The 10,325-nt window shown below is 69.0% G+C and carries 9 protein-coding genes; all 9 read right to left on the reverse strand.

What is annotated here, in order from left to right; all coding sequences use genetic code 11:
- Positions 1-194: 194 nt before the first annotated feature.
- Entirely contained in the window at positions 195-464 is a 270-nt protein-coding gene (rpsO, locus tag AUL33_RS12940) for a 30S ribosomal protein S15 (protein ID WP_062208604.1), read from the reverse strand.
- 176 nt (positions 465-640) lie between these two features.
- A complete protein-coding gene (truB, locus tag AUL33_RS12945; RefSeq protein WP_062208608.1) occupies positions 641-1,627 on the reverse strand; it encodes a tRNA pseudouridine(55) synthase TruB in 987 nt (328 codons plus the stop codon).
- Positions 1,627-2,049 (reverse strand): 30S ribosome-binding factor RbfA, encoded by a 423-nt coding sequence (gene rbfA, locus AUL33_RS12950; protein WP_062208611.1) that lies wholly within the window; start codon positions 2,047-2,049, stop codon positions 1,627-1,629. Before rbfA ends, truB begins: the two co-directional genes overlap by 1 nt.
- Positions 2,050-2,307: 258 nt before the next feature.
- Positions 2,308-5,604, reverse strand: coding sequence for a translation initiation factor IF-2 (infB, locus tag AUL33_RS12955; protein WP_062208614.1), 3,297 nt, complete (start codon positions 5,602-5,604; stop codon positions 2,308-2,310).
- A gap of 98 nt (positions 5,605-5,702) precedes the next feature.
- Positions 5,703-6,386 (reverse strand): RNA-binding protein, encoded by a 684-nt coding sequence (locus AUL33_RS12960; RefSeq protein WP_062208617.1) that lies wholly within the window; start codon positions 6,384-6,386, stop codon positions 5,703-5,705.
- A gap of 56 nt (positions 6,387-6,442) precedes the next feature.
- Positions 6,443-8,044 carry a transcription termination factor NusA gene (gene nusA, locus AUL33_RS12965; protein ID WP_062208620.1) on the reverse strand — a complete coding sequence of 534 codons (1,602 nt, stop codon included), beginning with the start codon at positions 8,042-8,044 and terminating at the stop codon, positions 6,443-6,445.
- Positions 8,045-8,216: 172 nt separating this feature from the next.
- A complete protein-coding gene (gene rimP, locus AUL33_RS12970) occupies positions 8,217-8,819 on the reverse strand; it encodes a ribosome maturation factor RimP (protein ID WP_062208634.1) in 603 nt (200 codons plus the stop codon).
- A 228-nt stretch (positions 8,820-9,047) separates the two neighbouring features.
- Positions 9,048-9,761: a tRNA (guanosine(46)-N(7))-methyltransferase TrmB gene (locus AUL33_RS12975; RefSeq protein ID WP_062208623.1), complete on the reverse strand. Its 714-nt coding sequence runs from the start codon at positions 9,759-9,761 to the stop codon at positions 9,048-9,050.
- A partial coding sequence (locus AUL33_RS12980) for a methionine adenosyltransferase domain-containing protein (RefSeq protein WP_192843190.1) occupies positions 9,751-10,325 on the reverse strand: 575 nt, incomplete at its 5' end. The genes AUL33_RS12980 and AUL33_RS12975, both read right to left, overlap by 11 nt.

The following is a 10,325-nucleotide window of genomic DNA, read 5'->3' on the forward strand; positions in this document are numbered from 1 at the left end:
CCCTTCGGATCATGCCGGGAAGCCTCCGGCAATCCTGCCCCGCGAGCGTTCGGCTCTTCGGCGTCTGACGGGCGGCGTCCGTTCGGGCGCGCCCCGCCGGGGCAGTGGCCGCGGGCTGGGGTCAGCCGGCGGCAATCTTGATGGGGCGCGGCGGCGAGGCCCGACCGGGTCCGCCGCTCGCGATTTCGGAAGCCTTAGCGGCGAAGGCCGAGGCGCGCGACGAGGTCGGTGTAGCGCTGCTCTTCCTTGCGCTTCAGGTAATCCAGAAGGCTGCGGCGGGTGGCGACCATGCGCAGGAGACCACGACGCGAGTGGTTGTCCTTCTTGTGCGACTTGAAATGGTCGGTCAGGTTGTTGATGCGCTCGGAGAGAAGTGCGACCTGCACTTCGGGCGAACCGCTGTCGCCTTCGACGGTCGCGAATTCCTTGATCAGTTCGGCCTTGCGCTCTGCAGTGATCGACATCGGATGTCCCTTTCGATCGGGTGTGTTGGGAGAAGTCGCCCGCGGCAAGGATGTCGTCCAGCCGGGGCCGTGAAAACGCATCGAGGCGCCTTGAGAGCGCCGATCCGTGGCGCTCCTATAGCCGATCGGTCCCGGCTTGACCAGACGCGGCCCGTCTCAGGTCCGTACGCGGCCTTTCAGCCCCGGCCGCCGAAGACGCGCTTGGGATGGAATGAGCCCTGGTCGATCGAGCCGATCGCGACAAGCCGGCCGTGGCCGGTGGCATAGGCCTCGTCGCAGGAGGCGGGCGCGTCGCGCCCGCGCAGCAGCACCGGGTTGCCCGACAGCACCCGCCCCGCCTGCTCCTCGGTCAGCGTCACCTCATAGAGGTCCGACAGCGCGGTGGCGGCATCCAGAACGAACTCGTCGAGCGCCTCGAACCGGACGACGCGTGGCTTCGAGCCGGCCTCGATCGCCTCGGCGTCGAGCACCTCCAGGCCTTCCTCGGCGGCGTCCATCAGCTCGTCGAGCGTGACGAGATCGTCCTCGCCGAAGCCGCCGACGGAGATGCGGCGCAGCTCCGTGATATGCCCGAAGCAGCCGAGATCGCGGCCGAGATCGCGCGCGATGGCGCGCACATAGGTGCCCTTGCCGCACTCGGCCTCGAAGACGGTGGTCGCCTCGTCCGGCATGCCGGTGATGGCGAGCCGGTGGACGCTGACGGTGCGAGCGGCGATCTCGACGGTCTCGCCGGCGCGCGCCAAGTCATAGGCCCGCTCGCCCTCGATCTTGATCGCCGAGAAGTTCGGCGGCACCTGGCTGATGTCGCCGGTGTAGTTCGGCAGCAGCGCCTCGATCGCCTCGCGCGACGGGCGCGTGTCCGAGGAATTCGTCACCGGGCCTTCCGTGTCGTCGGTCGTGGTCTCGGCGCCCCAGCGCACGGTGAAGCGATAGGTCTTGCGGCCGTCCATGACGAAGGGCACGGTCTTGGTGGCGTCGCCCAGCGCGATCGGCAGCATGCCCGAGGCCAGCGGATCAAGCGTGCCGGCATGGCCCGCCTTCTGCGCGAAGTAGAGCCACTTGATCTTCGACACCGCCTCGGTCGAGCCCATGCCCACCGGCTTGTCGAAGATCACCCAGCCCGAGATCGGACGTCCCTTCGGCTTCTTGCCGCGTCGCGCCATTATCGTTCGTCCTCGTTCGTCTCGGGGTCGCTCTCGAGATCGCGCGACACCGCCGGCGAGCGCAGCAGCGCGTCGATCCGAGCGTAGTTGTCGAAGCTTTCATCCTCGAGGAAGCGGACCTCCGGCATGTATTTCATCGTGCGAAGGGTGGGCGTGAGCCGGCCCCTCAGGAATTTCGCGTTGGCGTTCAGCGCCGCGACGAAGGGTTTCAGTTCGCTCTCGCCGAGCACGGTGACATAGGCGGTGGCGAGCTTCAGGTCGTTGCTCATGCGCACCTCGCCGACGGTGACGACGGCGCGCTCGAGAAGCGGATCGCGGATCTCGCGCCGCGCCAGGATCTCGGTCAGCGCATGGCGAACCTTCTCGCCCACCGACAGCTGGCGCTGCGAGGGGCCCTTCGGGATCTTGCGGGTCTTGGCCATGGTGGTCGTATCCTCGGAACGGTTCGGGGCGCGGCCCGCACGATCGGTCGAAAAATCGGATCGGGTCCGAGCGGGCAAGCCGTGTCGTTCGTCCCGCGAGCCCGCCCTTACAGCGGCGCATTGCGGCGATCGATGGACCAACGGAGCGCCGGGTCGCGCGAAAGCCGGACGCAGGAAGGAACAGGCCCGGCGTCGCCGCCGGGCCTGTCGCTGAACCGATCGCTGGAAGGCCGGCCGAACCGGCCTTCGCTGAAGGTCTTACAGCGTGCGAGCCACGTGCTCGACGCGGAAGCACTCGATGACGTCGCCGACGCGCATGTCCTCGTAGCGCTCGAAGGCCATACCGCACTCCTGGCCGCCCGGGACCTCCGACACTTCGTCCTTGAAGCGCTTGAGGGTCGAGAGCTTGCCCTCGTGGATGACCACGCCGTCGCGGATGAGGCGCACGCCCGCACCGCGCTCGACCTTGCCCTCGGTGACGCGGCAACCCGCGACCTTGCCGACCTTCGTGATCTGGAAGACCTCGAGGATCTGGGCATTGCCGAGGAAGGTCTCGCGACGCTCCGGCGACAGGAGGCCCGACATCGCCTGCTTCACGTCGTCCACGAGGTCGTAGATGATCGAGTAGTAGCGGATCTCGACACCCTCGCGCTCGGCGGCCTGACGAGCCTGCGCATTGGCACGCACGTTGAAGCCGATGATGGCGGCGTTCGACGTCGCGGCGAGCTGCACGTCCGACTCGGTGATGGCACCGGCGCCCGAATGGACGATCCGAGCCTGCACCTCGTCGGTGCCGAGCTTGTCGAGCGCGCCCTGGATGGCTTCCACCGAACCCTGCACGTCGCCCTTGATGACGAGCGGGAAGGTCTTGAGGCCGCTATCCTGAAGCTGGCTCATCATCTGCTCGAGCGAGCCGCGCTGGCCGGCGGACTTGGCCACGGCCTTGTCGCGCGTCAGACGCTGACGGTACTCGGTGATCTCGCGGGCCTGCGCCTCGTCCTTGACCACGGCGAAGCGGTCGCCCGCCAGCGGCGTGCCGGACATGCCGAGGATCTCGACCGGGGTCGAGGGACCCGCCGTCTTCAGCTGCTTGCCCTTGTCGTCGACGAGCGCGCGCACGCGGCCCCACTGGTCGCCGGCCACCACGATGTCGCCGACACGCAGCGTACCGGACTGGACGAGCGTCGTGGCCACCGGGCCGCGACCGCGATCGAGCTGCGCCTCGATGACGACGCCCTCGGCGGTGCGGTCGGGATCGGACCGCAGGTCGAGAAGTTCGGCCTGCAGGATGATCGCCTCGAGCAGCTTGTCGAGATTGGTGCCGTTCTTGGCCGACACCTCGACGTCGAGCACCTCGCCGCCCATCGTCTCGACGAACACCTCGTGCTGGAGGAGCGCGGAGCGCACCTTCTGCGGGTCGGCGCCCGGCTTGTCGATCTTGTTGATCGCCACGATGATCGGCACGCCGGCCGCCTTCGCATGGCTGATCGACTCGATGGTCTGCGGCATGACGCTGTCGTCGGCCGCCACCACGAGAATGGCGATGTCGGTGGCCTGCGCACCGCGGGCACGCATCGCCGTAAAGGCGGCGTGGCCGGGCGTGTCGATGAACGAGATCTTCTGCCCGTTCTGTTCGACCTGGTAGGCGCCGATATGCTGCGTGATGCCGCCGGCTTCGCCGGACACGACGCTCGTCTTGCGGATGGCGTCGAGAAGCGAGGTCTTGCCGTGATCGACATGGCCCATGATCGTCACGACCGGCGGGCGGGTGACGAGGTTCTCCGGGTTGTCGGCGACGTTGAACAGGCCGGTCTCGACGTCGGACTCGGCGACGCGCTGCACGGTGTGGCCGAATTCGGACGCGATGAGTTCGGCGAGATCGGCGTCGATGACGTCGCCCGGCTTCATCATCTGGCCCTGCGCCATCAGGAACTTGATGACGTCGACGGCCCGCTCCGACATGCGGTTCGCGAGTTCCTGGATCGTGATGGTCTCTGGGAGGATCACTTCGCGGACAATCTTCTCACGCTGCTGGTTCTGCTGGGAGCGCTTGAACTTCTCCTGGCGACGACGCATCGACGACAGCGAACGGCCGCGGGCATCGTCGTCGGAGAGCGCACGCTCGACGTTGACGCGTCCGGCGCCGCGACGATCGTCGGGCGTGCGGGCGCGGGTCGGCTTGGCCGCATCGGCGGTCGGGCCACGGGCCGGGCCGCGATTGGCACCGCCACCGGGACGGCGACGGTCGTCGTCCTCGTCGGCTCGGGTCTTCTTCGTCAGGTCGGTGCGACCGGCCGGGCGAAGACCCAGACCGTCGTCCACCGGCGGCGGGCCGGGAATGACGTTGGCATTGGCACCGGCGCTGCCGGGACGGGCCTGCGGCCGGTTGGCGGCGCGGCGGCTGGCATCCTCTTCGGCCTTCTTTCGAGCCGCGGCCTCGAGTTCGAGGCGTGCAGCCTCTTCCGCCTGACGACGCTCGGACTCCTCGCGCTCCGAACGGCGACGCTCGTCCTCGGCGACGCGGCGCGCCTCCTCGATCTGGAACAGGCGGCGATCCTCGACCTCGCGCTGCTTGGCGAGTTCGAGGGCGCGGCGACGTGCGTCCATTTCCTTCGAGGAGAGATCCGACAGAACCGCACCACGGGGCTGGCGCGCCCCAGCGGCCGCGTTCGGCTGCTGCTGGGGTGCGCGGCGATCGTCGCGCGCACCCGGCTGGCCGGGACGGCTCGGCTGGCCCGGACGGTTCTGTCCGTAGCCGCCCGAGGGGCCCGAGCGGCTCTGGCTGAAGCCCGAGGGAATGCCGGAACGGACGGGCTGCTGCGGACGGGCTGCGCCGCCTGTCGGCGCGGAGCCGGCGGGACGGGCAGGCGCGGCCGGGTTTGGACGCACCGTTCCCTGCGCGGGACGCGCGGGGGCGGCAGGCGCGGCGGGGGCCGCGCTGGCGACGGGCTGGGACGGGGCTTCGGTGGCGGACGGCTTCAGGGGCTCGGCTTTCGCGGTCGGTTCGGGCGTGGCGGATACGGGCGTTTCGGGTGCAGCCGCCACCGGCTCAGGGGCCGCGGCCGGCACGGCGACGGGCGCCTCTGCCTTCGGCTCGGGGGCCTGAGGGGCTTCCGGCGCTGCGACCTCGGCGACGACGGACGCCGCGGCAGCCACGGGCTCGGCTGCTGTTGCGGCCGGCGCGACGGCTTCTGCGGGCGCGGCGGGCGGCGTCGGCAGGCGGTCGGGCACGACGGGGGCCTGCGGGTTCTGAGCGGCATGCGCGAGCGCCGCGGCCTGGGCCGGCGTCAGCGTCGGGCGCACGGGCGGCGGCGGAGCGGCGGGTGCCGCTGCGACGGGCGCGACCGCTGCCGGCGCAACCGGGGCTGCGGCCTTGGCCGCATCCTCGGGGCGCGTGAACTTGCGCTTCTTCGTTTCGACGACGACGTTGTTCGTGCGCCCGTGCGAGAAGCTCTGCCGCACCGTCGAAGGTGCCGCGCCAGCCGGCTTCAGGGTCAGGGTCTTCTTGGGGGTGACGCTCAGCGTCTTGTCGTCCCCTGATTTCGTATCGCTCATTACCGCTTCCGCTTCCTGCGCGGGATAAATCCTCGCGCCCACTATCCGTGCCTAGAGCATTTCGCAACCGTGCTCTGCTGTTGATCGGGTTCTTCGTCTCATGATGGTGCCGTCTCGCCGGGTGTCGGCCCGGGCTCTGCGCCGGGGCTTTCGCCCCGATAGATCCGCAACGCCTCGAAGCGCCGCAAGAGAGCCGAACCCGCTTCACCGGACAGGACGGCCGCATGTATCACATTCTCGGTGCCGAAGGCCAAACCCAATTCCACCGAACCCAGAAGTCGGTAGGTGGGAGTCGGCTTGGCCCGACCCGATTGTTCACCCGCATGACGGGCTCCGTCGAGCTTGCGCACGCCATCCGGCGCCGCATCGCTCGCATGGATCGAGGCCATCGCCTTGCCGGAGCGCAAAGCAGCGTCGACCTTGGCGGCACCCGTGACGATCTGACCGGCCTTGCGGGCCATCGCCATCGCGCCCGTCACCGAGCGCACGAGGGTCGCATCGAGCTCGCCGGGCACCTCATCGACACCCGAGAGCTCGCGCTTGAGCGCGCGCGGCAGCAGGCGGCGCTTGACTGCGAGCTCCACCACCACGCGGCGCGCCTCGACATGGGCGCCGCGACCCGGCAGCCGCCGCTTCAGATCGGCGACGACGCGCCCCTCCGGATCGGCGACGAAGCGCACGAGCTGATCGGCGGGCAGCGACTGGCGCGACACGATGCACATGCGCCCGTTCATGACAGCCTCCTCCAATCCGTCGTCCTCGTTGCCATCAACTTGGCTCATGCGCGTCCCGGGTTTCGCTCATTGGCGGGCAACCGGCTGTGATCCCGTCGCGGGGATCAGGCCTCGGCCGCCTCGCCTTCCTCATCGACGAGTTCTTCGCTCGCCATCTCCTCTTCGGTGATCCAGCCGGCCTTCACGCGGGCCTGCATGATCATCGTCTCGGCATCGACACGGCTGACCTCGAAGGTCGACAGCGCGCCGGTGAACCGCTTGGTCTCGCCGTCCTTGCGCTCGCTCCAGCCGACGAGATCGTCGGCGGCGCAGCCCGCGAAATCCTCGATCGTCTTCACGCCGTCCTCGCCGAGCGCCACCAGCATCGGCGTCGTCAGGCCGTCGATCTCGCGCAACTCGTCGGCGACGCCGAGCGCCTTGCGCTTCTCGTCCTGCTCGGTCTCGCGGCGCTCGAGGAACTCCTTGGCGCGGTTCTGGATCTCCGCGGCCGTGTCCTCGTCGAAGCCCTCGATCGCGGCGACCTCGGACGTGTCGACATAGGCGACCTCCTCGACCGAAGTGAAGCCTTCCGAGGCGAGGAGCTGGCTGACCATCTCGTCGACGTTCAGGGAGTCCATGAACAGCGAGGAACGCTCGGAGAATTCCTTCTGGCGGCGCTCGGACTCTTCCTGCTCGGTAAGGATGTCGATGTCCCAGCCCGTCAGCTGCGAGGCGAGGCGCACGTTCTGTCCGCGACGGCCGATCGCAAGGCTAAGCTGGTCATCGGGGACCACGACTTCAATGCGCTCGGCGTCCTCGTCGAGCACGACCTTCGAGACTTCCGCCGGCTGCAGGGCGTTGACGAGGAAGCTCGCGGCGTCCGGCGACCAGGGGATGATGTCGATCTTCTCGCCCTGCAGCTCGGCCACGACGGCCTGCACGCGCGAGCCGCGCATGCCAACGCACGCGCCCACCGGATCCACCGAACTGTCGCGGCTGACCACGGCGATCTTGGCGCGCGACCCGGGGTCGCGGGCCACCGACTTGATCTCGATGATGCCGTCGTAGATCTCGGGCACTTCCATGGTGAAGAGCTTCGCCATGAACTGGGGATGGGTGCGCGACAGGAAGATCTGCGGGCCACGCTGCTCGCGGCGCACGTCGTAGACGAAGGCGCGCACGCGGTCGCCGTAGCGGAACAGCTCGCGCGGGATCTGCTCGTCGCGGCGGATGATGCCCTCGCCCTTGCCGAGATCGACGATCACGTTGCCGTATTCGACGCGCTTGACCGTGCCGTTGACGATCTCGCCGACGCGGTTGACGAACTCGTCATACTGCTTGTCGCGCTCGGCCTCTCGCACCTTCTGCACGATGACCTGCTTGGCCGACTGGGCGGCGATGCGGCCGAACTCCATCGGCGGCAGCTGCTCGGCGATGAAGTCGCCCGGCTCGGCGTCGGGGTTCTTGTCGCGCGCCAGCTCCAGATAGATCTGGGTGTTGGGGTCCTCGACCTCCTCCACCACCTCGAGAAGCCGCTGGAGCTTCATCTCGCCGGTCTTCTGGTTGATGTCGACGCGGATGTTAGTGTCCTGGCCGTAGCGCGAGCGGGCCGCCTTCTGGATGGCGTCGGCCATCGCGGCGATCACGATCTCGCGGTCGATCGACTTCTCCCGCGCGACGGCGTCCGCGATCTGCAGAAGCTCGAGCCTGTTCGCACTGACTGCCATCTTGATGTTCTCCTGGTCGAACGCCGCCCCGCTCTCGGGTCTCGTCGGCGTCGAGGTCCTGCCGCTTGCCGCCGGAGCGGTGAATGGTCACGCGCCACACGAGGCGGCCGTCGTCGGTTGCCGGTTCCGAAACGAACGGCGCGACACGCCGTTCCCTTTCGGAACCGATAGGTCAGGGGGCCGAGGCTTCGGCGGCTCCCACATCGTCTTCACCCTCGATGGGCACGCCGCGGGCGCGCCGCGCATCCTTGTCGGCCTTCAGCGAGGCCTGGATCAGTTCGTCGGTCAGGATCAGCCGGGCCTCCGCGATGGCGTCGAGCGGGATCTCCGCGCTCGCGTCCTCGCCCGCCGCGACACCGTCGCGCTCCAGGCGGATCGTGTCGCCCTCGACCGCCGTCACCACGCCGCGGAAGCGCTTGCGGTTGGCGATCAGCCGGTTGGTCTCGAGCTTGAGGAGATGACCGGTCCAGGTCTCGAAGTCGCCCTTGCGCACCAGCGGGCGGTCGATGCCCGGCGAGGAGACTTCGAGATGGTAGGCGCGATCCATGGGATCGTCGACGTCGAGGACGGGCGACACCGCCCGGCTCACCGCCTCGCAATCCTCCACCGTCATCGTGCCGTCCTGGCGCTCGGCCATGATCTGCAGCGTGGTGCCGTTCATCGCGGAGACGCGCACGCGCACCAGTCGATAGCCGATCTGCTCGATCGCAGGCTCCACGATCCCGGCGACGCGCGCCTCCAGACCCTGTTCGATGATGATGCGCTTATCCGTCACGGCCACTCCGGCGTCTGTTTCACGACTGGAGCGCTCCGAGCTTCGGCCCGTCCCACGCTCCCGCTTCGAAACGATCGCCGAAGGGTTGATCCCAACAAAAAAGAGCGGGACCGGGGGGACCCACTCTCACGACCGATCGAAGAGAATATGACGCTTCTATACGCCCGCACGCCCGCCATGGCAAGCCGGCGTGCGGGCGCGAGACGGGGGAGGACCCCGCACCGCGCCTCAGACCCGGCGGAACGTCAGGTAGGCGCCCTTGCGTCCTTCGCGGTGCGCCTTGGCTTCGTAGCGCGTGCCCGGCCAGCCTTCGTAGGGCGTGTGCCAGTCCGACGGCCCGTGCGCGATCCATTCGAACTCGGGGTGATCGCGCAGGTGCTGCAGCGTCCAGTCGACATAGGTCTCGATGTCGGAGGCGAAGCGGAACGGCGCGCCGGGGCGCATCGTGCGGGCGAGGCGCGCCAGCGTGCGCTCGTTGACGAAGCGGCGCTTCCAGTGTTTCCGCTTCGGCCAGGGGTCGGGATAGAAGAGATCGACGCCCGAAAGCGAGGCGTCCGGCAGCCAGTCGAGAAGCAGCGTCGCATCGTCGCCGTAGAGGCGCAGGTTGCGGCGGGGATCCTCGCCGAGCGCCACGAGCATCTTGGCCATCGAGTTGACGAAGGGCTCGACGCCGATGAAGCCGGTACCGGGATGGCGCCCCGTCTCGTGATGCAGGTGCTCGCCTCCGCCGAAGCCGATCTCGAGGCGAACCCCGTCGACGGGATCGGCGAAGAGCTCGCGGAGGTCGGCGGGCGCCGGCGATGAGAGGTCGAGGCCGAGGTCGGGCAGCACGTCGCGCAGCAAGCCCGCCTGAAGCGGGCGCAGCGTCTTGCCGCGCGAGCGGCCGAAGAAGTTCTCGCGGACGCGCGCCCGCGGCCCGTTCGTGCGACGCTCAGAGGCCAAGGGCGGCCTTCAGCTTCGGTGCCAGATCCGTGCGTTCCCAGGAGAACGATCCGTCGCGGCCGGGCTTGCGGCCGAAATGCCCGTAGGCCGAGGTCTTGGCGTAGATCGGGCGCGTCAGCTGCAGATGCTCGCGGATGCCCCGCGGCGTCAGGTTCATCACCTCGCGCAGCACCGTCTCCAGCGCCGCCTCGTCCACCCGCCCCGTGCCGTGCAGGTCGACATAGACCGACAGGGGCTCGGCCACCCCGATCGCGTAGGAGAGCTGGATCGTGCAGCGATCGGCCAGCCGCGCCGCGACGACGTTCTTGGCGAGATAGCGCGCCGCATAGGCCGCCGAGCGGTCGACCTTCGTCGGGTCCTTGCCCGAGAACGCGCCGCCGCCGTGCGGTGCCGCCCCGCCATAGGTATCGACGATGATCTTGCGCCCCGTCAGTCCGGCGTCGCCGTCCGGGCCCCCGATCACGAACTTGCCGGTCGGGTTGACGTGCCAGACGCAATCCACGGCGATCGGCAGCTCGCCCACCGCCTCGCGGATGAAGGGCTCGACGATGCGCCGCACGTCCG

It is taken from the genome of Aureimonas sp. AU12 (assembly GCF_001463705.1).
Taxonomy (GTDB): domain Bacteria; phylum Pseudomonadota; class Alphaproteobacteria; order Rhizobiales; family Rhizobiaceae; genus Aureimonas.